The following is a 24,071-nucleotide window of genomic DNA, read 5'->3' as shown; positions in this document are numbered from 1 at the left end:
TGCTTGAATTATCATCTTCTGCCCCCTGCCTTCTCTAACTTGGCTTGACTACAACTGAATACCCCTCAATTTTGGCGGCGTAAGTTTTCAGTGGGTCTGTCGCTGGGCCTTTTTGCACTTTACCGTCAACGCCAAATTCCGAACCATGACAGGGACAGGCGAATTTTTTTGCTTCAGCTTTCCATGCTACGGTGCAACCATTGTGAGTACAGGTAGGGTTAACAGCAGCCAGTTTTTCGGCTTTAGATGTGCCGACTACCAGCACAGGCCCAGCAGGTGAGTTTTTTGCCAGCAATTGACCTGTTTTATCTAATTCTGCCGATGTCCCAATTGTTTGCCAATCCCCAGAAGGTGGAGTTGTTTGAGAAGAACAAGCTGCGATCGCTACAGGTAGAGAACTCGCTATCCAACCCAAACCTACCCAATTAATAAAATCACGACGTTTCATAACTGCTGAAATAATATCTAAGTTTTAGCTAACATCTGTCATCCAACTTTGGATTTTAGATTTTGAATTAATCTATGGCGATCCAAAATTGCTTAAGTCATCTCAAATACCGCTTATTAAGGGTTTTGGTCGTTTATTGGCGATTTTAATGCAAAAAATGCATAATATTCATACGATTTCAGCAATTTTACCAAAAAAACGTAACAATTTATACGATTTTAACAGAAATCTCACCTTAACTTATGAGTATCGAAATTGTTACATGAACAGTATCTAAACCTGCTTGACAAATTCCCAAGAAGTAAATGGCGACAAGTTTTCCTTAGCTAACCACGGTTTTAAAGTTTCGCGTTGGAATGCTCTTGAGTAAAAATAATCAGCCGTAATCAAATATTAAGGTTTTATTCCCTAACCTCCTAGATACAGCACCTGATGTAACTACGGATTGATTGATATTGGGCAATTACCAGCACAAGTCCTCAGGATATCAGTAATTTGCAACGAGAGTCAGCCTCATGACAGACACAGCAACTACCACCAGCCTCAATAAGTTCGAGAAATTAAAAGCAGAAAAAGATGGACTCGCCATTAAGAGTGAGATAGAGAAATTTGCCGCCCTGGGCTGGGAAGCAATGAACGAAATAGACCGTGACCATCGACTCAAGTGGGTGGGTGTGTTTTTTCGTCCAGTTACCCCAGGTAAGTTCATGATGCGGTTGCGGATGCCCAACGGTATTCTGACCAGCAGTCAGATGCGTGTTTTGGCCCAAGTGGTGCAGCGTTACGGAGATGATGGCTGCGCTGATATTACTACGAGACAGAACATTCAATTACGGGGGATCAGGATTGAAGATTTACCAGATATCTTTAATAGATTTCACGCAGTTGGTTTAACCAGCGTTCAGTCAGGGATGGATAACGTCCGCAATATCACAGGCGACCCTGTGGCGGGGTTAGATGCAGATGAGTTGTACGACACACGAGAGTTGGTACAGCAAATTCAAGATATGCTCACCAACAAAGGGGAAGGTAATCCAGAGTTTAGCAACTTACCACGGAAGTTTAATATTGCGATCGCAGGTGGAAGAGACAATTCAGTTCATGCTGAAATCAACGATTTAGCTTTTGTTCCCGCATTTAAGGAGGGGACAGGGCAAGAATTTTCCCAATCACCAATATTCGGCTTCAACGTCCTCGTTGGTGGCTTTTTCTCAGCCAAACGTTGTGAGGCGGCGATTCCTCTGAATGCGTGGGTAGCTCCAGAAGATGTGGTAGCCGTATGTAGAGCGGTTTTGGAAGTCTTTCGTGACCATGGCCCGCGTGCTAATCGGCAAAAATCCCGCCTGATGTGGCTAATTGATGAATGGGGTTTAGAAAAGTTTCGAGCAGAAGTAGAAAACCGTTTGGGTAAATCATTATTACCCGCAGCTGCAAAAGACGAAATCGACTGGGAAAAACGCGACCACATTGGGGTATATAAACAAAAACAAGCAGGATTAAATTACGTAGGCTTGCACATTCCTGTCGGTCGGTTGTATGCCGAAGATATGTTTGAAATCGCTCGTCTAGCGGAAGTTTACGGCAGTGGTGAAATCCGGTTCACAGTTGAGCAAAACATTGTCATCCCCAACGTTACTGAATCACGTTTAGCAACATTTTCAGTAGAGCCGATCCTAGAAAGGTTTTCCATTGAGCCTGGTTTGCTGGCGCGATCGCTAGTATCTTGCACAGGTGCACAATTTTGCAACTTTGCTCTCATCGAAACCAAAAACCGTGCCCTGGCAATGATTAAAGCCTTAGAAGAAGAGTTAACCTTCATCAATCCAGTACGAATTCACTGGACAGGTTGCCCAAACTCCTGTGGACAGCCCCAAGTTGCAGACATCGGTTTAATGGGAACTAAAACTCGCAAAAATGGCAAAACCCTGGAAGGCGTTGACATATATTTAGGTGGCAAAGTCGGCAAAGATGCTCATTTGGGTACTTGCGTCATCAAAGGCATACCATGTGAAGACTTAAAGCCAATATTACAAGACTTACTCATCAAAGACTTTGGGGCAAAACTCAAGCAAGAAGCCTTAGTAGTTACTAACTGCTAGTGCTTCAAGGCATTGAAAAGAGGCAGAGGGGCAAGGGGAAGGGTGCAGAGGAAAGGAATTTTCCCCCTGCTCCCTGCTCCCTGCTCCCTGCTCCCCACTCCCCTCAATTTAGGAAGATTGGAATGCTTAAAAACTTATTTTCATCCAGCGATCGCTATCGCATCTTACATCAGACTTGGTTTGCCTTCTTTCTCACCTTTGTTTGTTGGTTTAACTTTGCTCCCTTCGCTACAACCATTGGTAAAGAGCTACATTTAGCGCCTGAGCAAATCAAAACTTTAGGTATCTGTAACCTCGCCCTTACAATTCCCGCACGCCTAATTATTGGGATGCTTCTGGATCGTTTTGGTCCGAGAATCACGTATTCAATCCTGCTGATGTTTGCGGTAGTTCCTTGTTTGGCGACGGCGCTAGCACAAGACTTTAATCAATTAGTCATCAGTCGTTTGCTGATGGGAATTGTCGGATCTGGGTTTGTTGTGGGTATCCGCATGGTGGGGGAATGGTTCCAGCCGAAGGAGATGGGAATTGCCCAAGGCATTTATGGTGGTTGGGGCAACTTTGGGGCTTTTGGCGCAGAGTTTGCCTTACCGATACTTGCAGTTTCTACTAGCTTTTTCGCTGGTGGTGGTTCTAACTGGCGGTTTGCGATCGCATTTACAGGATTCGTTGCAGCCATCTACGGCGTAATTTATTACAACAGCGTCCAAGATACGCCCGCAGGCAAAGTCTACAAGAAACCTAAGAAAAATGGTTCTCTAGAAGTGACCAGCATTAAAAGCTTCTGGGCGATGATTGTCTCGAATTTTGGTTTGATTTTCGCCTTAGGTTTATTAGCTTGGCGCTTGGAACAAAAGAATATTCACTTCCTAACTTTGAGCCAAATGTATCTGGCTTGGTTGCTATTAGCAGGATTGTTTGCTTACCAAAGTTACAGAGCTTGGCAGGTAAACCGAGAACTTCTAACTGGTAAGAAAACTTACGCTCCATCTGAACGCTTTCAATTTGGTCAAGTAGCTTTACTGGAATTCACTTACATCACTAACTTTGGCAGCGAACTGGCAGCCGTTTCTATGCTCCCGGCATTTTTTGAAAAAACCTTTGCTTTAGAGCATGTTGTCGCTGGAATGATTGCTGCTACCTATCCGTTCTTAAATTTGGTTTCTCGTCCCAGTGGTGGCTTAATTTCTGATAAATTTAGCTCCCGTAAATGGACAATGACAATTATCAGTGCTGGCATTGGTGTTAGTTATTTGATGGCACATTTTATTAGTAGTAACTGGCCGATTCCGCTAGCGATCGCAGTTACAATGTTTGCCGCTTACTTTGCCCAAGCTGGCTGCGGTGCAACCTACAGCATCGTACCCCTAATTAAGAAAGAAGCCACTGGACAAATTGCTGGTAATGTGGGAGCTTACGGTAATTTTGGCGGCGTGGTTTATCTCACAATCTTTAGCTTAACCGACGCTCCAACACTGTTTAGCACAATGGGTTTAGCTGCTTTAGTCTGCGCTTTTATGTGTGCCTTCTTCCTCAAAGAACCAAAAGGCTCCTTTGCCGCTGCTTATGAAGGTGAATTACCAGAAACCGCAACTAAAAATCCTGCCTTTTTAGCGGAAGAATAAACTTCTTGCATAAATCGAAAATAAGAAATCCACCCCGTTTTTGACTTACATCAAAGTCTCCTCTCCCCGCTTACCTACAGTGTCTCTTCGCCTGCAATGCCAATACATCGACCTACATTGTTAATGCGAAACCTGCAATGCCAATGCATCGACCTACATTGTTAATGCGAGACCTGCAATGCCAATACATCGACTTGCATTGTTAATGCGAGACCTGCAATGCCAATGCATCGACCTGCATTGTTAATGCGAAACCTGCAATGCCAATGCATCGACCTGCATTGTTAATGCGAGACCTGCAAAAATTAATCCACTTTACGCAGTAGTAAGTTGGGTTGAGGAAGAAACTCAACAATTAGCCTTTAATTTTGGGATGAGCAAAGCGAAACCCAACTTACATATCTTTAACCCAAGCGTATTGGTATCTTTATCCAGGATTGGCGTGCAACATATAAATTTCCCAAGCTGGCACTGCATTTGAGGTTGCACAATCAAAATAACAAAATGGTACAACTGCCATGAGTGAATTTACCAAAACTCTCTGTCCTTACTGTGGTGTTGGCTGTGGACTAGAAGTTTCACCCCCAGCCCAACTTGGCAAAGCAACTAATCGAGATAGTCAAGGAAATCCGACTTGGCGGGTGCGCGGCGATAAAGCCCATCCATCCAGTCAAGGAATGGTTTGCGTCAAAGGCGCAACGATCGCGGAATCTTTAGATAAAAATAGATTACATTACCCAATGGTGCGAGACTCCTTAGATCAAGAGTTCCGCCGGGTTAGTTGGGATGAAGCCTTTAATACGATCGTGCAGCGCATTCAAACTATACGCTTCACCCAAGGGCCAGAAGCTATATGCATGTATGGTTCCGGTCAGTTTCAAACTGAGGACTATTACATAGCTCAGAAATTGATGAAAGGCTGTCTGGGTACTAATAATTTTGATGCCAACTCTCGCTTATGTATGTCTAGTGCTGTGGCTGGCTACATTCAAAGCTTTGGTTCAGATGGCCCGCCTTGCTGTTACGAAGACCTAGAGTTAACTGACTGTGCATTTTTAATTGGCACTAATACCGCTGAATGTCACCCCATCGTTTTCAATCGACTGGAGAAATATCACAAAAAGAACCGCAAAGTCAAAATGATTGTGGTTGATCCCCGTCGCACACCAACCGCAGAAGCCGCTGATTTGCATTTAGCGATTCGTCCCGGTACAGATATCGACTTGTTAAACGGCATCGCCCACTTGTTGATGCGCTGGAACTACATCGATACCATGTTCATGGACGATTGCACCACCAACTTTCCTGCTTATGCTGAAGTAATTCGCCACTATCCCCCAGAAGTGGTGGCTCGTCAATGTGGAATCAGCATTGAAGATTTAGAAACAGCAGCTCGCTACTGGGGTCAATCACAGCGGGTACTGTCTTTGTGGTCAATGGGTGTGAATCAATCGTCAGAAGGGACAGCTAAGGTAAGAACTATCATTAACCTACACCTGATGACTGGACAGATTGGTAAACCTGGGGCTGGCCCTTTTTCGCTCACTGGTCAGCCAAACGCAATGGGAGGAAGGGAAGCCGGAGGTTTGGCGCATTTATTACCGGGTTATCGGGTGGTAAAAAATCCCCAGCACCGAGCAGAAGTTGAGGAGTTTTGGGGACTCAAGCCAGGACAGATTTCGCCCAATCCCGGTTTGACTGCTTGGGATATGATCGCTGGCTTGGAAAATGGTGCTGTAGAGTTACTGTGGATTGCGGCTACCAATCCAGCTGTGAGTATGCCAGATTTAGAGCGGACTAAGAAGGCATTGTTGCGATCGCCTTTTACTATCTACCAAGATGCCTATTATCCTACAGAAACCTCTGCCTACGCTCACGTGCTGCTACCAGCTGCCCAGTGGGGTGAAAAAACTGGTGTGATGACAAATTCCGAACGGGTGGTAACTTTGTGTTCAGCATTCCGCCAACCGCCAAGAGAAGCTAAAGCAGATTGGGAAATTTTTGCCGAAGTTGGACGTAGATTAGGTTTTGAAAGAGAATTTGCCTTTGCTAACTCTGCTGAAGTTTATGCTGAGTTTGTCAAACTAACTAAAACTCGCCCCTGCGATATGACAGGTATCAGTCACGCACAATTACAAGCTAAAGGCCCGACTCAATGGCCTCATTCTGAAGAGAGCAGAGGAGCAGGAGAAGCAGGGGGAAAAACCTCTCAAAAGCGGTTATATACTGATTTACGCTTCCATACCCCTGACAAACGCGCTCGATTTGGGGCATATTACTCAAAGGGATTGGCAGAACCACCAGATCCTGATTATCCTTTTGTACTAACCACTGGACGCCTTTACGGACACTGGCATACGCAGACACGCACCGGTCGAATTGAAAAAATTTGCAAAATGCATCCCGAACCGTTTATCGAAATTCATCCCCGTGATGCTGCTAAGTTAGGTATTGTAGAAAGTATGTATGTGGAAGTGCGATCGCGTCGGGGTAAAGCGAAGTTTCCGGCTAAAGTGACAAGGGCGATCGCACCTGGTACAGTTTTTGTCCCCATGCATTGGGGTTCGCTGTGGGCAGATAATGCCGAAGCTAACGCTCTCACCCATCCAGAATCTTGCCCCGATTCGCTGCAACCAGAATTAAAAGCCTGTGCAGTGCAATTAATACCAATTTCTGTGGGACTTACAACCAAAAATCATCAACTCCAGTCCTCACAATGGTAAGCTGCAAGGTATATCTCTAAAGTGGTAATTTATAATCAGCAATCAGTAATTTCGTCAATGCTCAATAGTCAATAGTTATTATCATTTTTTATGACTCTCTAATTTCTACTGTTACCAATTACCATATTTAAAGAGCCTAAATCTTTAGTAATTAAAGGTTTTATTATTATCGATTTTAGCTAGGGATAAAAATAGAGATAAAAAACTTCCGAAGCATCAGCAAGCAATCTTTTTTTAATCCTCTAGATTTATCTATGGGATTTTCTTTTATTTTAGAATTGGGTGCAGCAGATGAAAAAGCTAGTGAGGCGAATTTTAGAATCTACCAAAGATGAGAACTTCATGCACATCATCGAAAACATAGAAGTGCTAGTTTCTAAAGTTCTATCTATCTTCATGGTAATTGTAATTTTGGTAGCGATCGCAGATTTAGGAGTCTTTATTTTTAAAGAGTTATTTACAGCGCCTTATGGAAAGTTTAACACAACACTGTATAAGATTTTCGGTTTATTTTTAAATATTTTAATCGCTTTAGAAATTTTAGAAAACATTACAGCCTATTTACGAAGACACGTTTTTCAAGTTGAATTAGTTATTGTCACTTCTTTAATTGCTGTTGCCAGAAAAATTATTATTCTTGACTTAGAAAAAATTGGAGGTATTGATATAATTGGTCTAGGTATAGCTATTCTTGCCTTATCAATTAGTTATTTGATAATTCGTCTCAGTAATTCCAAAGATGCAAGTTAAATAAAAGGCCCAACAAACTGTTGTGGATTTCAAAAAATCTTTTCCTACTCCCTATTTCCCATCCTCACCCATCAACTTTGGGTTTGTCGAACAATGACAGATTTCTTTCAATTTGAAGCAGACTTTGTTGATTCCCTGCGTTGCATCCCCATGCAGGTGCGTTACAATTTAGACACCTGTGGCATCAAGCTAAAATTGTCTGATTGGAATCAAATGACTACAGCCGAGCGTCAAGCTTTAGTCGAATTACCTTGCACTACAGAAACAGAAATTCAGTCTTACCGCGAGCATATTCAGCAGTTAATTTTACAACGCACGGGCATAGCAGCTACAAAATTGCCCATCGAGCCTCATCCCGCATGGCTAGACTCTACCACTGTACCAGCTATCATTCAGGAAAAATCTCAAGAAATAGGTGTAACTCTGACACAGCAACATTGGGCAGCTTTAACGCCCTTACAGCGTTTTGCCTTGATTAAACTCAGCCGTGCAGGACATGAAAATAAAAACTTTCCCAGAGCAATGGCAGAATTTCATCTGCTTTAATTAGTCAATAGTCATTAACAGAACAAATCTGTAGGGTGGATTACACTTTGTTAACTTGCCGCTCTTAAATGATACATTACATCACAGTTAGTGCTGTAATGTATCAAAAATTCATCATAGGCTAACGCCTAATGTAGCTGACTCTAAATTAATATTTACTTTATAAACAACTATTAACTATTGACTATTGATTAATAAATGAGGGTAACAAAAATATGGCTGCAAAGAAACTTTTGATGCTCATTGGGGACTATGTAGAAGACTATGAAGTGATGGTTCCTTTCCAGGCGTTGCAAATGGTGGGACACACTGTCCATGCAGTTTGCCCAGATAAAAAAGCTGGAGATAAGGTGCGAACAGCAGTTCACGACTTTGAAGGAGACCAGACTTACAGCGAAAAACCCGGTCACAATTTCACTTTAAATGCTACGTTTGCAGAAGTAGAAGCCGCAACCTATGATGCCTTAGTAATTCCGGGAGGACGGGCACCAGAATATATCCGTCTGAATCAGCAGGTGCTAGAAATCACCCGTCACTTTGCCCAAACTAATAAACCGATTGCTGCCATCTGCCACGGCTTGCAGTTATTGGCAGCTGCTGATGTACTGCAAGGCAAGAGATGTACTGGCTACCCTGCTTGTAGCCCAGATATCAAAAGTGCTGGAGGGATTTATGTCGATATCCCTGTCGATCGGGCAATAGTTGATGGTAACTTGGTGACAGCACCAGCTTGGCCTGCTCACCCCCATTGGTTGGCAGAATTCCTCACAGTACTTGGAACTAAGATTGAACACCCAGAACTAGCTACAGTTGCTTGAAGCAAGATACCGAAAATCTTTTGGTTTGATCTTCAAAGCAGTTTCTTTTACTACTCATTACTCCCTATTCCCTGCTCCTAAGGAGCTTAATTAATTATCAGTGGCAAAAACAACTGACAACAGACCACTGAAGATTATATATTTTTGGAATAGAACTAAATGCAGTAAAAACTACTATTTTTTTATAATAGGACAAACTCTCAGCAGATGAAATACTTATTTACATTAGGTGAAACAATTTGAAATTTTGCATCTAGAATTTTAAATTTCTTAGCAGGAAGTGAAGCTATAGTGGATTTAGCAATGCTGCTGTTAATGTGGCTAAGGTTAGTCCTGCTGCCAAATTATGTGAAGAATTAGTTTAGAAACGCACTTCTTATCGATGACAGGCAAAAACGCAAGACATAATGCATTTCTGCGGCTAGTGTCTGGTAATGGGGCAGCTTCTGGAGCAGAATCTCGCTACTCGCTGCCCCCCAGTAAAGAGATGGTAATTGGACGCGACCCCAGCTGCCAAGTTGTCTTAGATGCCATGATGTACCGAATGGTATCTCGTCGTCATGCAGTGGTTCGTCCCCTCTCTCTATCCCCAGATAGCAAATTTAGCTGGGTGCTTTGTGATTTGAATAGTGCCAATGGCACTTATTTGAATGGACAACGCTTGTATGAATGTCAGGAATTGCACCCAGGCGATCGCATTTCTCTAGGTGCTGATGGGCCGCAATACGTTTTTGAGTATGAGTATACCTCGCTCACCCCGGCGACGACAGTGAATCAAATGACACCACTGCCTTCGGCAACGAACTACCACAACCACACGCAATTAAAGCAGCCAGATTCTGTTAGCTTCACCCAACTTTTTCCCATTATTTCCACTGGAAAAGATTTAACTCGTAAAGCTTACCTTGTACCGGGAATACTGACCGTAATCTTTGTGGTGCTGATGTTTGCTACAGTCGGTCAGCCCCAGGCTAATCAAGTCATCGTCGCAACTTACATCGCCTTCGCTGCCTACTATTTTGTTTACCAACTTTGCGGCAAACAGAAGCCTTGGTGGGTGCTAATGGCTGCGGCAATGAGTACAACGCTGATTTTGCTCAGTCCGCTGTTGGATCTATTTATCTTCGTGTTTCGCGGCATCTTGCCTGGAAACTTGCCTTCACCCCAAGAATCTATCACCTTCACAGAGTTACTGGTGCGGATGTTTTTTGGTGCTGGCTTGATGGAGGAACTACTCAAGGCATTGCCTGTACTAGGGGCCTTTGCCATCGGTAGAATGTTGTCTTCACCTTGGCGGGAACGCATAGGCGTCTGGGAACCTCTAGATGGTATTCTCCTGGGAACGGCTTCTGCTGTGGGCTTCACTCTCTTGGAAACCCTCGGTCAGTATGTGCCAGATATCACTCAAAATGTCACGCAACAGGTGGGTATAGGTGCTGCTGGTCAATTGGCGGGTTTACAACTGCTAATTCCGCGAATTCTAGGTTCTGTAGCCGGACACATGGCTTATAGTGGCTACCTTGGTTATTTTATCGGATTGGCTGTCCTCAAGCCCAGCAGAAGTTGGCAAATTCTTTCTATTGGTTATCTTAGTGCCTCTGCGCTCCACGCTCTGTGGAATGCAACAGGATCAATCAATGCCTTGCTGTTGGTAGTTGTTGGAGTGTTATCTTACGCCTTTTTGATGGCGGCAATTCTCAAGGCACGGGCGCTGTCACCGACGCGATCGCAAAATTTTGCTACCCGATTTCTCGGTCCCAAATGAGAGATGGGAGCAGGGGGAGTAGAGGGATCAGGGGAAGCATACTTCTCTACGAGAGGCTACGCCAACGACTACGCTCAGTAACCGGGGGGAGCAGGGGAAGCAGGGGGAGATGAGGCAGAATAACGAATGTCCAATGCTTGAATATTTATCTCTTGGGATAGATGGCGTAGTTTGAATATCAGTGTAAAGTTACTTTACTTTGGGGTAACCATACCTAAAAAATAAAGAACATTAAACTTCTTGCAAAAGTCTTGATTTTCGACTCTTTCTTTGCGCCTCTGCGTAAGGCAAACCAACATCTTTGCAAAAGACGCCTCTGAACAGAGTGAGCGCAAAGCGCGGATTACGCGAACACAACGCATGATGAAAATTTTAGCTTTCTCTACTATTTCTCTTCCCGATCACCTGTAACCTGTCACCTGTTCCCTATTTATACTTCAGACTGAGGTTTGTTGAGTTGAGTAAAAGCATAAGAAGCGATCGCTAAACTAACTTTTGCTTTCTCTACTTCTGATAAAGCTGTCCATTCAGTATTTTTAAGATTACTGAGGGTAGATGCCGCGTTTTGCGATTCGCTACTTCGCATAGCGTAAGCAAAAGGACGAGCCAAAACTAAAAGATCCTCTGTTCCCCAGGTTGGTAGTACTGTCTGAACGCACTCAACTAATTGTTCACCCATTGATTGCTGGGCAGCAAAAATTTCAGCAGCTTTGGTGGCGATGGTGTTGAGCAATGTTTGGGGGACACAGGCGGCAAAAGTAGTACGTAATATTTCTTGAAGATCAACCACTACTGCCTGTTTTCGGTTGTCATTGTAATCTGGTGTAGAAGTAATACCAGACCAAAGTGTATCTAGATGGCTGTAAAAATCTTGCGATCGCTTCATCAGTTCTTCATCAAGCAAATCTTGCATTCCGAACTGTTGTTCTAGTTCCTGAAAATAAGCTTCTGATTCATCATCACCTGGATTCCAGGGATAGTTAGCATCGTCTGGTTCTAGTAAAGCTTCTAATAATTCTAAATCTACTTGAGATGGCAAAGAAGAGAAACTGTCTGAGCCGTTAATTTTATTAGCCATTTTTTCTTACCTCACTATTATTTGGTGGTATTGACAGCTACAATTCCTCAGAAGAGATTTCCGCAAAAACAGTTGAATTTTTCTTCGGTAAAAACAGATTTTAAAAGCTGATGCTAAAGACTCAAATCCATTTCTGCAATAGCTCTGCTAGGAGTCTTCAATAATAAACTCCCAGGTTTCACCCCTAGCACTTCCAAACTTTAACTGCATTCCCGATTTCAATGGGACTTCCTCTCGGAGGATTTGTTGCCAACCATTAGGTCCTAAAAACCAGGTTGTCCCGTAGGTGGAAAAATCCTGCAAATAATAAGTTCGCACCAATGTAGCATCAGTAAGAGTATTGCGGCAAAAGATTTCGGCGTGACGTTTGGATACAGATGGTTCAGGGATGACAATATCATTGTCTTTCGTGCGGCCGATGCGGGTGATTCCATAACGCAGTAGCCAGGTTTTACCTTTTGGGGTGAGCGATCGCAAAGAAGCAGTTGGAAGTGAGGAACCTACATCAGGAATGGCTGTATCTGGTAGTTCCGTAATACCTTCATCTAGGTTCTTAATGAGTTCGCCATTAAAATCTGGATGCAGGTAGAGAACAGGCAAAGTCCAAGCAGGTTGATTAAATTTATATAGTGTTAACAACTCTTGCCTAGCCTGCGCTACGGCTTCATCAATTGGTTTGTGCGATCGCAAAGCTTCGGTAAAGGCTTGAATAAAACTGTGGCTTTCGTGGTCAGCGATTTCATCGCGCATCCCCAAAACCGCAGGCACCCCATGACGAATCAGTACTTCTGCTAAACTGCTGGCAGGGATAGCTTGATGATTGATAGCAGCTGGTTGTGCGCCCCAACAGGCGTTGAAAACCGCTAGTTTCACACCTGTACGGGTCAAGACTTGCGCCAATTCTATCCCATTGAGGGGCATATCTGGTCGCAAAAACAGTAACCCCCCATCTGGGTCTGGCAAACCATGTCCAGCATAAAAGAAAACATTGTATGCTTTGCTTTCTAATTCTTGAATCAACTCCTGTGGAGTTGGTTGTAGCAGTTGATTTACTATACAAGGTGCATATCTTTGGGAATTACCACCCCCAGACGTATCTGCAAGAGTTTGCTGTAAAATAGCAGCTTCTTGTTCTAGTTGCAGCTTGTCATCATGACCTAAAACCAGCAGAATACTTAAAGCCTGGTCAGTTCGCAAATACGGTAAGGCGTCAACTTCAGTGCTGGTGCGACTAAATAGCAAATCTTGAGAAAGGGACATCGCCGATTGACCAGGTTCACGCTGCATAATTTCCCAAGGCAAAGCGATGAGATCCGGGTCACGAATTTCTAGTCGAAAGCGCAAACGTGTATGCTGACCCATAGCAATGCCGCGACTGCGTTCTAGACTGCCAAGAATTTGTCCGTCAAATACCCAGCGCCATAAATTCATTCCCAAGTGTTGCATCAAACGACTGCTGTAGGGGCCAGTGGTCTGACCTGAAGCGGGTGAAATCCAATCTGGGGGGAATGGGTTAGCCTTTTGCGATGTTAAGTTTGGGGAAATATCTAGGCGACTATGACCAGCAAACATCTGCTGCCATTCTTGCCAAACTTGGGTGAGTTCAACAGGCCATACACAGTCACGTAAAACGTAGCCACTGGGATATGGAGCCTTGACCACCCAAATGGCGAAGTTGTCAGTGCCAGTGTGTAGGAGACGGGCGATCGCCAAATTCAGGGATGGCATGGATTCATTAAACTAAAAGCTAAAAACAAATGAAAGAGGCAGGATAGCACAGCGGTAGCGAGTCCGTGAGCGTCGGCAGGAGACAGGAGGAGTAAATCAGCTATAGGATTCGACCTCTCCTGATTTGGAGCTACTGAACTCTCGTTCAGTGGGAGTCTTAGACCCTTGCTCCCTCTGGTTCTTGCTGAAACTAGAGGGCATTTTTCTCCAGCAAGAACTGCTTTCTGTTTCCTGCCTTTCTTGATAATTTCAAATAACAATTCTCCAAGGTGAAAACTTTCTACTTTTTTGACCTTGTAAGTTTTTACTCTGATTGTTACCTGTTATTATTTCAGGTTTTTACCAGTTTATCGAGTATTTGATTAAGTTGGACTGGTGTCAGGTGCAGGTGGTTGAGTAACTGGCGGTTGCGTGACGGTTCTACATGGGCTTGGTGCGTCTGATTGTAAAACAGATACGCCAAAACGGTTGAGTTGGGAGAAGTTTAGCAATACTGTTGCTGGCAAAGGTTTTGAATTTGCTGGAACTGACGTAGTTACTGCTGGGTTATTAGTATTAGCTGGAGCTTGTGTGCTTTTATTGGCACAGACTCGCATAGATACCGAAAAACTTCCAGAAGCAGGTTTGGGATTTGATATTTTCTCAATAACTTCTAAAAAAGTCCCACGAGGGAGCGATTGGTTGTTTCCTAAGGAGATATCATTATTGGTTTTAATTACCCAACCAGGAGAAAGGTTAGCAAGCGATCGCGGCGCGGGTGTCGCTTCGATGCCAGGGTTTTGAGTTTGTAATGGATTGGAAAAAACTGGAGAGGCTCCTGATGGCGATCGCAGTTGCTTCACGAACAACCCTAAAGAACCTGCTGCTACCACACAGATTAACGGGACTATCCACTGTAGCGGTAAACTGCGCGTTTTGACTGGCTCCTTTTCGGGAATGACCTGAGTTTTGTGGTTTGGGCTACCTAAAAGTGTCGCACTTGTCGCTTTGGACGCTAAATCAACAGTTTTGGCAGAATAACTCTCTGAAATGACTGCTTTGATGGTGATTTCTGGTTCCCAATATTGAACTTGATAGTGAACTAAAGCGACGGTGACATTATCATGTCCATTTTTAGTATTAGCAATTTCGACTAATCTATCCGCAACATTAGCTAAATTTGCTTCCCCAGCTATAATTGGCAAGATTTCTGTTTCCCAGTACTCCTCCACCCGATCAAAATCACTCAAACCATCGGATGTGAGCAGAAAAACAGCATCTTCGTCGAGCATAAACCGTCCCGATGTGGGGTGCAATGAATTGCTCGATCCCATGCCCAATGCCTGGACGAGAGAGCCAGCAGCACTCTGTTGCACAGCCTCGCGATAAATGGCATAGCCTAGCCGCACCTCGCGGGAGGCGACATCATCATCGAGAGTAACTTGATAACAGCCGTGGCGTGTAATCCAGTAAGCACGACTATCACCAACGTGGGTAATGTACATTTCATGAGCAACAGGCAATGCCATGACTAAAGTCGTGCCCATACGTTGACGCCCTTGGCGATTTTCAACGTCATTGCGCTGACTAATTTTGTCATTGGCCATTGCCACTGCCTTGTCTAGGTCATTCAGCAGCAGTGAGGGGTCTATGTGGTCATAGGGAACTTTTGTTAGTTGCTGTACCTGCTGCTGGATTGTTTCAATGGCTAAATTTGAGGCAACATTACCGCCCTCGTGTCCACCGATGCCATCACAGACAATTGCTAAGGCAGTTGGCTGGGGTGGTTTGCTCACTAGAGTGCCACTGGGGGGGCTACAGGCATCTTCGTTACGTTGGCGGCTTGGGCCAGTGTCGGTTTTGGTGATAATTTTGATCGTGGGTGTTTGCGATCGACCTAATTGCGCCAGTCCCCGATCTAAAACTCCGATTAATTGATCGGTTGAGTTAATCTCTCCCTGAATTAAGGAAAGGCTAATGCGCTCGACAAATTCAGTTATAGCTGGTTTGGCATCACTGACTAACTGCTGCCAAAATTCACCTAATTGAGGTAATTCTGGTGATGTTGCGGTGTCAAAACGTAAATCCAACAAACGGACTAATGATCCTTCTACCCGTAATACATAAGAGTCAAGTAAGCTAGAGGCGACACCTTCACTCACAAGAGGTTGCCATAGATGAGCTATTTGCCACAACCAATTGAGTTGACGCATCGATGTAGCATCACGCCAAGCAGTAGTTAACTCGCTGCCCAAATGCACTTGTTGGATTGTGTCATCTACTAACAGTGGCGGTTTTTCTAAGAGTAATATTTCTCGGTGGGAGGTACCATCAGCTAGAAAAAGCACTCCATATACCTGCGGTACGTGCAAACGGTAGGGAATGAGTCTCAGGTAAGCTCTTAGAGGCTGTAAATTATCTAACTCCGGCGTTAGCGCTAAAAAACCAGGTTTCGTATCTAAAAGAACAAATTTATCAATGACTAAATAGCGATCGGCTAATATTTCTCCAGGGCTACCCACACTTGGGCCATCTACCACAGCCCAGAGGTAATTTTTGGGTAGGGGCGTGGAACATCGCTGGCAAAACTTGTGGGTCAGGGGGTTGGCAGCCTGACAATTTTCGTTTGGACAGTAGAGCGTTGCCGCGTCATTTTCCATAGTTTTCGCACCGATCAGCGATTGGCAATTTCTTTAACAGCATTAGTAGGGACAATCTAGACCGCTCATCTTTCTTAAACTTGACATACCCAGACTTTAGATGATGATTTTAGCTGGTGGATATCAGCAGGTGCTAATACTTACTTATCCAAAGAATACGCTCCTAAGTCAACCCTACAGCCTCATCATAGCTTTTATTGCCCTGTGACTCTCCATCGCCAAAGCAACTAATGCCAACCCTGTTACCAAAGCATAACCCAAGCATAACTGTGCTATTTGCTTTTGCTGAATTACCCCATTATCAAGAGGCAGATAATCTTGGTATTTATTTAGTTTATAAGTAGGATAGCAACAATTAACTTTAATTAAGAATTAAGATTGCTAAATATACTTTTTTGGCAAAAGTACCTGACGAATGAAGTGGCTTTAAAAATTTCTTCAGGAGTTCTGTTAGCGGATAGCTAAGGTTTAGCCCGTGCTGAGTAAGAAGTAGTACTAGGGCGTGTCAAGATGAGATGATCTCGTTCCCATGCTGCGTATGGGAATGCCCGTCTGGAGGCTCTGCCAAATTGGACTAGAGGCAGCACAACCCCTAGATGGCATTCCCAGCCTTTGGCTGGGAACGAGGTACTCGACTCGATACGAAAATAGCTGTAAGTTGACACAGAAGGGTTCAGCCAGACCGCTACTAACTCATTCGCTTATTGTTTATCGTCAATTGCAACTTGGGGGACTCCCATGCTGTAGTTGGTAACACGGGCAGAAAGATTGTAGCTGATTTCGCCGAGTTGCAGGAGCGATCGCAGATAATGCTCTAAGTCTGACCCTACACGGCGCAAGTTATAGTCTGTGAGGTCTGCGCCACTAGATGCTTCTACTAGTTCATCAAATTTTCGATAAACTTTTTGCAGCGCATCTTCGTTCCAGTTGAATTCGTTATCTGGGTCAACATCTAAGGTTAAAACTTGTTGACTAGGAACCAGTTCGCCATCCCGGTCAATTTCACCTGCAAAAATGCGGACATGCCGGGTTGTGGACTTGAGCAGCATCGAGTTATCCATAAAAGGGTGTAAGATTTGGGTGAATTACACTGAAATTATTGTAAACGCTATATCTGAGCTTGAATGCTCTCAATTTACAAGCTTTGAACACAGTTTCAAAAGAGTATGTTTAATGGGCATAAGTAAAAATATCACCTGTACTGATTAGCTTGCTACTTCTGTGATGAGTTGAAGACAAATTTATCTGCTAGTACTGACAGTAGTCCAATTATTTTTCTGTAAAAATTACTGGGTAGAGTATTTTTATCTGGTGTAATAATTTTACCTATTGCTAAGATTTTTTTACTCATCAAGCCCAAAAGACGGTAGTTTGAAGCGCTTGACAGGAATAATTTGATCTGTGTACGTTTTTTTTGGGAGAACAAAAGTTTTTACTTTAATAATTATCCTCGTTAATTTATCCGGAATTTTCTATTGAAAAAAACGTACATCTAGTAATTTTACTGAATAGAGCTACATCGACCTCTGGCTTTAATAAACTCAAAAAACTTAAGCGGTTTTACTTACGTATAAATACCAAAAGTAAAGTAACAAGACAAACTGTTATTGACGTTAACATAAAGTTGATGTAAAAACCTTTAAAAAGGTCGAACAACTTCTTACAGAAACTTTATTGTGTAGAATCTTAAAAACTGAATAATAGTTATGGCTTACCATAAGCTACATCTGGCACAGAAACATCAAAATCTAGACAGTGAAAATTTAGCTTGTAAATACGACACAGGAGAGTGAAATGGAATACAAAGGTGATTGATGAAGAAAAATTCTTAATTCAAGCACTTTGGATTCAAAAGAGATATAAAGAATTTTTGCTGGACATCTACCTCCTTACCCTCATGACAACCAAGTAAAGGAATCTCAATAGCTATGAACTCCAAAGCATTACCACGCCAGATAAATAATCTCGAAGTAGGTGTTTATGAGTGCGAAATACATCTCAAATTCCGGTTGATTGAGGAAAAGAGTCTATTGGGCGATCGCGAGCAACTATTACAAGTGTTACTTGATGCTTTAACCGAAGGTTCTGATGACTTTCTAGAGACACTGCAAGCGACCGTTAAAGCGCAAGAGGTGTCTGAGTTTAAAGCCTCACCTCAAATGCGACGCCAGCTCATGCGCTTACGTAATGCTGCTGAAAATCCACAAACTTAAAAGTGTAATTTAAGTAGTGAGAAAACGTGAATTGGGCATCAAATCAAATGTTGATCCCCTACCCCCGTTGCCATAAAAACTAAGCAGCAAGTAGAATTCATAAAATATTGTGATTTCTATTTTGTGAAAGTCTTATTTAGCAGCAGAAAGTCCCAGGAACAGTTTCCGCTATTAAAAACTTTGTAGCAAAGGGTACTGGTAGAATCTAAGAGCAAATTCAGCCGGGTGCATTTTACCGAGTTTTTATAAAAACATTGCAGGAAGAATAAAACCCTGTGTCTTTACAGATGGGGAATTGGACAACAGGCGCGAATCAAATGAAAACCTAAAAGACCAAAGTAAAAATAAATAACCTTTCTTTTAGCTTTTGCTTTAACTAAGTGCCTGATTTGCTGAAATACTTATGTTTTATCTATTACAGGTAGTAGGTTATGGTTTAGCAGCCACTTACCTATTACCAATTACCCAGGAGTAGAGGGAGCAGGAGAGCAGGGGAGCAGAGGAGCAGGGAGCAGAGGGGAAAGAGGTAATTTTCTCCCCGTTGCACCCAGCAAGAACTGCCGCTCTGTCTCTTCTCCATCCCCAATACTTATTTAGCCAGACCGTGTTCTAAAGCAAAACGAACTAACTCTGTACGGCTATTGGTGCCAGTTTTACTAAACAAACGACTAACGTACTTTTCTACATTGCGGACGCTGGTTTCTAAGCGACGGGCGATTTCTTTGTTCATCAACCCTTCAGCGACCAAATTTAAAACACTTTGTTCTCTGGGAGTCAAATCAATTTTGAAAGGGGCTGGCGATTGGGAAATAGCATTTCTTTGAGTTAACAATGCTTTAATTTGGGCAATCTGATTGGCTAGTTCAGCAAGATCGGGGGTTTCAGCGTCATCTCCCGTACTCGCAGCCTTAGCGGCGCGACGGGCTAGCAAATTTTCGACAATAGCCACTAACTCGTCTGGATCAAAGGGTTTGGGTAGATAGGCATCAACACCAGCGTGATAGCCTTGAATGCGATCGCCTGTCATACCTTTAGCAGTTAAAAATACTACCGGGAGTGCTTGGAAGCGGGGGTCTTCTCGCAGTTGCTTGAGGAACTGATAGCCATCCACCTGGGGCATCATTACATCGGAAATTACTAAATCAGGTGTATTCAGCTGCATCCATTCCCAACCTTCAACGGCGTTACTGGCGACTTGAACGCTGAAACCGCTCTCTTGCAAATAGTCTTTCACGGCTTCCCGTATCCCTGGTTCATCATCCACCAGTAACAATTGTGCTGACATTTAAAATTCCCTTGAGTTTTCCTTTTTCCAATTTAGCGAAAGTTGGTAGGCATTGAACAACTTGAATTCACCTCTACCGCCCCCAAAGCTTTTAAAGTTGAGATATCTGCCTCAGTCAATCCTTTAACCTCTGCAATCATCGTGCCTTCATAGGGACGGGCTGGCCGCAAAGTTGTCCAGCATTCCCCTGTAGCAATATCCCAACAATTGATTGTTTCATCCTGGCTACCGCTGAGGAGAGTTTGCTCGTCATGGCTCAGACTAAGCGACCATACCCAATCTTGGTGATTCTCTAGTGTCGCAAGGCAGTCTCCAGTAGCCAGATGCCAAATTTTGATGGTGCGTAGGCGTAGCCCGTCGTAGACATCGCTACTACTGCTAATCATGTGGCTACCATCGGCGGTGAAGAGAATACAGACAATTTGGCCGGTATGTCTCTGGAATATCCGGTGACAACTTCCTGTATGAATGTCCCACAATTTCACTATCTGCTCATCACCGCCAGTGGCAACGTATTGACCATCTGGACTGACAGCAGTTTCTAGATTCCACAACTTACTTAATTGTGTTGTCTTCACCAGCACTTGCTCTGTGTGAATCCTCCGGTATTGCTTTCAATCAAGCTACGCCAGCATAAAGACTCCAGTACCATCAGTGAGAGGGGGCACACAGATGCGTGTCCCTACTTCATTAAGAATTTTTTTATAACTCTTACCACTGAGGATTTTCCCTAATTAATGTCTCCGCGGCAGAGCTATTTAATGGAACTGAGAAAAAATGTCCTTGCCCATATTCACAGTTCAACTTTCTTAGAAGTACTAGTTGCTCTTTTGTCTCTATTCCTTCGGCGAGCACATCAACACCCAGCTTGTGTGCCAAGGTAACAATTATCTCAATGATTTCTAAATTTTTACTATTAGTGCCCATCGGGCTGATGAAAGAACGGTCAATTTTCAACACACTAATCGGAAAGTTATAAAGACGACCTAATGAGGAGTAGCCTGTCCCAAAATCATCAATTGATAACTCAACGCCCATCTCTCGAAGTTGTAAGAGGGCAGCAGTTGCCTTATCGCCATTTTCCACAATTACGCTTTCAGTAATCTCTAGCACTAGAGTGCCAGCATCAAGACCAGTTAAATGCAAAATTTGCTCAATCTGCTCAATTAAATCCGGCTGAGAAAATTGCTTGAGGGAGAGATTGACACTGATTTTCTCTAGTAAGTTGGAACGATGGCACGCCCGCCAAGCTTGCATCTGGCGGCAGGCTTCATGCAACACCCAGTTGCCAATAGAGAAAATTAGTCCAGTTTCCTCTGCTAGCGGAATAAAATCTGCTGGATTAAGCAGACCACGCTCTGGATGCTGCCAGCGCAACAAAGCCTCAAAACCTAAAATAGAGCCACTAATGAGTGAAACAATCGGTTGGTAATAAACCCGAAATTCTTCGCGTTCAATTGCTCGGCGCAAATCAGTCTCTAACTGCAATCTCGCCAGAGCATTAGCATACATATCTGAGTTGAATAGTTCATAACGCGCTCTGCCTAGCACCTTGGCTCGGTACATTGCTGTATCAGCATCCCTTAATAGGTCTTCTGGGTGTTCATAGTCTACTGTCGAACTCAAGGCGATGCCAATACTTGCCGTTGTAAACACTTCTTGTCCGTCAAGCTCAAAGGGTAACGCCAGTTCCTGTTGAATCCGTTCAGCCACTTTGATGGCGTCTGACACATCCTGGATTCCCTCAAGCAGGATTGTAAATTCGTCTCCTCCAAGCCGTGCGGCTGTATCTATAGAACGTACACATACTTCTAGCCTAGTTGCAATAGCAAGCAGAAGTTGGTCTCCATTTAGGTGTCCAAGACTGTCATTGATCACCTTAAATCGATCTAGGTCGATAAATAGTACAGCAAATAGATAATCTGAATGCCGTTTTGAATAATTTATTGCATGTCTTAGGCGGTTCATAAATGCAACGCGGTTTGGCAGACCCGTCAGTGCATCATGAAAGGCAAGGTGCAGCAGTTGTGATTCGACTCGTTTACGCTCTGTAATTTCATTTAGCAATTTCTGATTTGCTTTTACCAGTTCCGCTGTCCGTTCTGCTACTCGTATTTCTAAGTCATCGTAAGCTCGGTGCAACATTTCTTCAGCTTGTTTGCGTTCACTGATGTTGCATAGCAACCAACGCCAGCCAATTTGCTTCTCCTCAAGGTCATATACTACAGACGCCTTAACGCTAGCAGGGAAAGGTTTTCCTCTCCGAGGCTGTAGGTTAATTTCCCAGTTCAGTAGCTGCTGCAAATTGTTCATTTGAAAGCTAAAGGACTGGCGGTCTTGTTGAGCAATAAAGATAATTAAAGGTTTACCTACTAAATACTTTTGGCTCACACCGAGCAAGGTTGCTGCTGCATGGTTAGCCTCTTGGATTGTTCCAATGGTATTAGTTACCAAGTAACCATCTGGAGCGAACTCAAACAGATCTTGGTAACGTTGGCGCTCTTTCTCTACTGCTGCTCGTATTACCTCTAACTCTTCGGAAGCTGCCAATAGTTCTTCCATTGCGGTGTTAAGTTCTTCGAAAGCCTCTATTATGATCTCTTGCTGTAAGTTTGGCTTAGTTCCATCGCATTGCAATAGTCTCTCTATTTGTGAGCATAATTTCTCTATCTGTTGGCTAAATCTATCCACATTCATGTTGCTCAACTCACAAAACTATGAAGCGTAGCTGTGAATGAAGAGAACTGGGTAAAGAAACCCCATGCCTTCATCGACGCTTCAGACCTATTGAGCAGGCAAGGAGCGGGTTACTTGCAAGAGCGGACACGTTGTAAATAAATATTGCAGAACTTGTTTTCTTGATTTACTAACTTGTCTATCAATGATGAGGAAGCAATCAAATTTGTACACGCTCAAATCAACTATTCGCCCTATGCAGTGCCACAAACTTATCTATTAACCACCTAAGTGCAAAGTTGCAACAAGCCTTACCTACTGAAATTTTTATTTTATTAAATACAGGCTATAAAAATTAAAACTTTATTAGTAACAGCATATTTGCTTTCGATATTTTTGGAAATACTTCTTAAGATACATTCACTTTTGTGACTTAACGAAATAATAAGGTCAATGCTTTGAGGCTGACAAGAGTGTTTGTTTTTTATTATACCAATTCTATGTGAGACTGTGCTTTATTTACTTAGGGGCAATTCATGAATTGTCCCTAAAGCATATAGTTTTGCCTAAGTCTTAATATTGTTACAGTCGATCAATTATCTTGGCATTCTCTGGCAGCTTGGCGTCTTTTTGCCCAGCAGTACGTGCCCTAGCTGTGAACAAACCAATGGGAGTATTTAATAAATCTACAAGGGTGGCTTGACCCGCGATGCCAGCGGCAGGCTGCGCCAACGCCTTTTTAATATCCCTTGGTACTTCCTTCAATAACCAACGTGCCAAACGATAACAGCATTCTTTGGGTGTCATCTCTCGCATTAAATCTACACCGTGCAGTTCGTGCAGATAGCGATTTGAGCGTCCATATCGCCGCCATTGACTTTGCAATTCTTTTAGTGTAGCACGGTGGCGATGCTGAACGATCGCATTTGGGGCAAATTCCAAACGCCCAATGTTCTCGCCCAAAATCCGCCAGCAAATGTCGGCATCGCCACCAGTAGTAAGATAGGGACGAAATAAACCCGCTTTTTCTAAGGCAATGCGTCGAATCGCCAAATTAGCGGTTTGACCATAGGGACGAAAGGAATGGTCAAGGGTATGTTTTTGTGACAAAGTTTCTTCACGGTCTGCGTGCTGTTCTAGTAGAGTTGTGCCTGGTAGCGGCAAAATTTCACCAGCGACAATTACCACTTCTTTGTTGACAAAAGGCTGAATTAATGAATCTAACCATTGAGGTTGTGGGCGACAATCTGCATCGGTAAAAACTATAATTTCACCCGTAGCAGCCCGAATCCCAGTATTACGAGCAGCATAAGAGCTTTGAATTTGGTTTTCGCTCAAGGGGCGAATTGTAATTGGGCAGTTTTTGGCAGATGTTTTGAGGATGGTGAGAGTGCGATCGCTACTATTATTGTCTACCAACAAGTACTCTACCCGATCTTTTGGGTAAGTTTGAGACAACAGACAATTGATTAACTCTGGTAAATCCGCCTCACCGTTATAAATAGGAACAACCACCGACACCATTGTGAAAAAGCTGGTGGCGGTGGTTGCATCAACTGGCTGATGATTCATAAATCTGAGATTTTGGAGATGGGATTACTAGCTAGTATTCCCAAACCAAAATCCTGGAATAGTAATATCAGGCAGTTTTTATAACTCCAAAAATCTGGATTTGGGA

17 protein-coding genes are annotated in these 24,071 nt (G+C 43.4%); 8 read left to right on the top strand and 9 right to left on the bottom strand.

What is annotated here, in order from left to right; genetic code table 11:
• Positions 1–34: 34 nt before the first annotated feature.
• Positions 35–448: a ubiquinol-cytochrome c reductase iron-sulfur subunit gene (locus RM347_RS24700; protein WP_322718508.1), complete on the bottom strand. Its 414-nt coding sequence runs from the start codon at positions 446–448 to the stop codon at positions 35–37.
• 515 nt (positions 449–963) lie between these two features.
• Here RM347_RS24700 and RM347_RS24695 point away from each other — a divergent pair.
• The 7 genes from RM347_RS24695 to RM347_RS24665 all read left to right on the top strand — a co-directional run bounded on the left by RM347_RS24695 (position 964) and on the right by RM347_RS24665 (position 10,774).
• Entirely contained in the window at positions 964–2,547 is a 1,584-nt protein-coding gene (locus RM347_RS24695) for a ferredoxin--nitrite reductase (protein ID WP_322718507.1), read from the top strand.
• A 122-nt stretch (positions 2,548–2,669) separates the two neighbouring features.
• Entirely contained in the window at positions 2,670–4,172 is a 1,503-nt protein-coding gene (locus RM347_RS24690; RefSeq protein WP_322718506.1) for a NarK family nitrate/nitrite MFS transporter, read from the top strand.
• 518 nt (positions 4,173–4,690) lie between these two features.
• Positions 4,691–6,895, top strand: a complete 2,205-nt coding sequence (locus RM347_RS24685; protein ID WP_322718505.1) for a molybdopterin oxidoreductase family protein — start codon at positions 4,691–4,693, stop codon at positions 6,893–6,895.
• Between the two features lie 291 nt (positions 6,896–7,186).
• Positions 7,187–7,645, top strand: coding sequence for a phosphate-starvation-inducible PsiE family protein (locus RM347_RS24680; protein WP_322718504.1), 459 nt, complete (start codon positions 7,187–7,189; stop codon positions 7,643–7,645).
• Between the two features lie 93 nt (positions 7,646–7,738).
• Positions 7,739–8,191 carry a nitrate reductase associated protein gene (locus RM347_RS24675; protein WP_322718503.1) on the top strand — a complete coding sequence of 151 codons (453 nt, stop codon included), beginning with the start codon at positions 7,739–7,741 and terminating at the stop codon, positions 8,189–8,191.
• A 215-nt stretch (positions 8,192–8,406) separates the two neighbouring features.
• Positions 8,407–9,009, top strand: a complete 603-nt coding sequence (locus RM347_RS24670) for a DJ-1/PfpI family protein (RefSeq protein WP_322718502.1) — start codon at positions 8,407–8,409, stop codon at positions 9,007–9,009.
• A gap of 382 nt (positions 9,010–9,391) precedes the next feature.
• Positions 9,392–10,774 (top strand): PrsW family glutamic-type intramembrane protease, encoded by a 1,383-nt coding sequence (locus RM347_RS24665; RefSeq protein WP_322718501.1) that lies wholly within the window; start codon positions 9,392–9,394, stop codon positions 10,772–10,774.
• A gap of 430 nt (positions 10,775–11,204) precedes the next feature.
• On the opposite strand, the gene RM347_RS24660 is transcribed toward RM347_RS24665, so the two are convergent.
• The 4 genes from RM347_RS24660 to RM347_RS24645 form a co-directional block, all read right to left on the bottom strand.
• Positions 11,205–11,852: a hypothetical protein gene (locus RM347_RS24660; RefSeq protein WP_322718500.1), complete on the bottom strand. Its 648-nt coding sequence runs from the start codon at positions 11,850–11,852 to the stop codon at positions 11,205–11,207.
• Positions 11,853–11,999: 147 nt separating this feature from the next.
• Complete coding sequence (locus tag RM347_RS24655; protein WP_322718499.1) at positions 12,000–13,580, bottom strand: CHAT domain-containing protein; 1,581 nt, start codon at positions 13,578–13,580, stop codon at positions 12,000–12,002.
• A 362-nt stretch (positions 13,581–13,942) separates the two neighbouring features.
• The gene (locus tag RM347_RS24650) at positions 13,943–16,219 is read right to left on the bottom strand and encodes a protein phosphatase 2C domain-containing protein (protein ID WP_322718498.1); all 2,277 of its coding nucleotides are present in this window, start codon (positions 16,217–16,219) and stop codon (positions 13,943–13,945) included.
• 701 nt (positions 16,220–16,920) lie between these two features.
• A complete protein-coding gene (locus RM347_RS24645) occupies positions 16,921–17,280 on the bottom strand; it encodes an NAD(P)H-quinone oxidoreductase subunit M (RefSeq protein ID WP_322718497.1) in 360 nt (119 codons plus the stop codon).
• An 867-nt stretch (positions 17,281–18,147) separates the two neighbouring features.
• On the opposite strand from RM347_RS24645, the gene RM347_RS24640 reads away from it, so the two are divergent.
• Entirely contained in the window at positions 18,148–18,432 is a 285-nt protein-coding gene (locus RM347_RS24640) for an Npun_R1517 family heterocyst differentiation transcriptional regulator (protein ID WP_322718496.1), read from the top strand.
• Positions 18,433–19,021: 589 nt separating this feature from the next.
• Here RM347_RS24640 and RM347_RS24635 read toward each other — a convergent pair.
• The 4 genes from RM347_RS24635 to RM347_RS24620 form a co-directional block, all read right to left on the bottom strand.
• Complete coding sequence (locus RM347_RS24635) at positions 19,022–19,717, bottom strand: response regulator transcription factor (protein ID WP_322718495.1); 696 nt, start codon at positions 19,715–19,717, stop codon at positions 19,022–19,024.
• Between the two features lie 32 nt (positions 19,718–19,749).
• Entirely contained in the window at positions 19,750–20,295 is a 546-nt protein-coding gene (locus RM347_RS24630; protein ID WP_322718494.1) for a WD40 repeat domain-containing protein, read from the bottom strand.
• 133 nt (positions 20,296–20,428) lie between these two features.
• Positions 20,429–22,279 carry a sensor domain-containing protein gene (locus tag RM347_RS24625; RefSeq protein WP_322718493.1) on the bottom strand — a complete coding sequence of 617 codons (1,851 nt, stop codon included), beginning with the start codon at positions 22,277–22,279 and terminating at the stop codon, positions 20,429–20,431.
• Between the two features lie 696 nt (positions 22,280–22,975).
• A complete protein-coding gene (locus RM347_RS24620) occupies positions 22,976–23,965 on the bottom strand; it encodes a glycosyltransferase (protein ID WP_322718492.1) in 990 nt (329 codons plus the stop codon).
• Between the last annotated feature and the right edge of the window lie 106 nt (positions 23,966–24,071).

Source organism: Nostoc sp. ChiQUE02, from assembly GCF_034531305.2.
GTDB lineage: Bacteria > Cyanobacteriota > Cyanobacteriia > Cyanobacteriales > Nostocaceae > Nostoc.
Note: the sequence above shows the minus strand (reverse complement) of the source record. Positions and strands in the feature narration are given on the sequence as shown.

What these genes read in the sequence shown, in the direction of transcription:
- RM347_RS24700 (WP_322718508.1), bottom strand. Translation starts at nt 448, where the DNA reads ATGAAACGTCGTGATTTTATTAATTGGGTAGGTTTGGGTTGGATAGCG.
- RM347_RS24695 (WP_322718507.1), top strand. Translation starts at nt 964, where the DNA reads ATGACAGACACAGCAACTACCACCAGCCTCAATAAGTTCGAGAAATTA.
- RM347_RS24690 (WP_322718506.1), top strand. Translation starts at nt 2,670, where the DNA reads ATGCTTAAAAACTTATTTTCATCCAGCGATCGCTATCGCATCTTACAT.
- RM347_RS24685 (WP_322718505.1), top strand. Translation starts at nt 4,691, where the DNA reads ATGAGTGAATTTACCAAAACTCTCTGTCCTTACTGTGGTGTTGGCTGT.
- RM347_RS24680 (WP_322718504.1), top strand. Translation starts at nt 7,187, where the DNA reads ATGAAAAAGCTAGTGAGGCGAATTTTAGAATCTACCAAAGATGAGAAC.
- RM347_RS24675 (WP_322718503.1), top strand. Translation starts at nt 7,739, where the DNA reads ATGACAGATTTCTTTCAATTTGAAGCAGACTTTGTTGATTCCCTGCGT.
- RM347_RS24670 (WP_322718502.1), top strand. Translation starts at nt 8,407, where the DNA reads ATGGCTGCAAAGAAACTTTTGATGCTCATTGGGGACTATGTAGAAGAC.
- RM347_RS24665 (WP_322718501.1), top strand. Translation starts at nt 9,392, where the DNA reads ATGACAGGCAAAAACGCAAGACATAATGCATTTCTGCGGCTAGTGTCT.
- RM347_RS24660 (WP_322718500.1), bottom strand. Translation starts at nt 11,852, where the DNA reads ATGGCTAATAAAATTAACGGCTCAGACAGTTTCTCTTCTTTGCCATCT.
- RM347_RS24655 (WP_322718499.1), bottom strand. Translation starts at nt 13,580, where the DNA reads ATGCCATCCCTGAATTTGGCGATCGCCCGTCTCCTACACACTGGCACT.
- RM347_RS24650 (WP_322718498.1), bottom strand. Translation starts at nt 16,219, where the DNA reads ATGGAAAATGACGCGGCAACGCTCTACTGTCCAAACGAAAATTGTCAG.
- RM347_RS24645 (WP_322718497.1), bottom strand. Translation starts at nt 17,280, where the DNA reads ATGGATAACTCGATGCTGCTCAAGTCCACAACCCGGCATGTCCGCATT.
- RM347_RS24640 (WP_322718496.1), top strand. Translation starts at nt 18,148, where the DNA reads ATGAACTCCAAAGCATTACCACGCCAGATAAATAATCTCGAAGTAGGT.
- RM347_RS24635 (WP_322718495.1), bottom strand. Translation starts at nt 19,717, where the DNA reads ATGTCAGCACAATTGTTACTGGTGGATGATGAACCAGGGATACGGGAA.
- RM347_RS24625 (WP_322718493.1), bottom strand. Translation starts at nt 22,279, where the DNA reads ATGGAAGAACTATTGGCAGCTTCCGAAGAGTTAGAGGTAATACGAGCA.
- RM347_RS24620 (WP_322718492.1), bottom strand. Translation starts at nt 23,965, where the DNA reads ATGAATCATCAGCCAGTTGATGCAACCACCGCCACCAGCTTTTTCACA.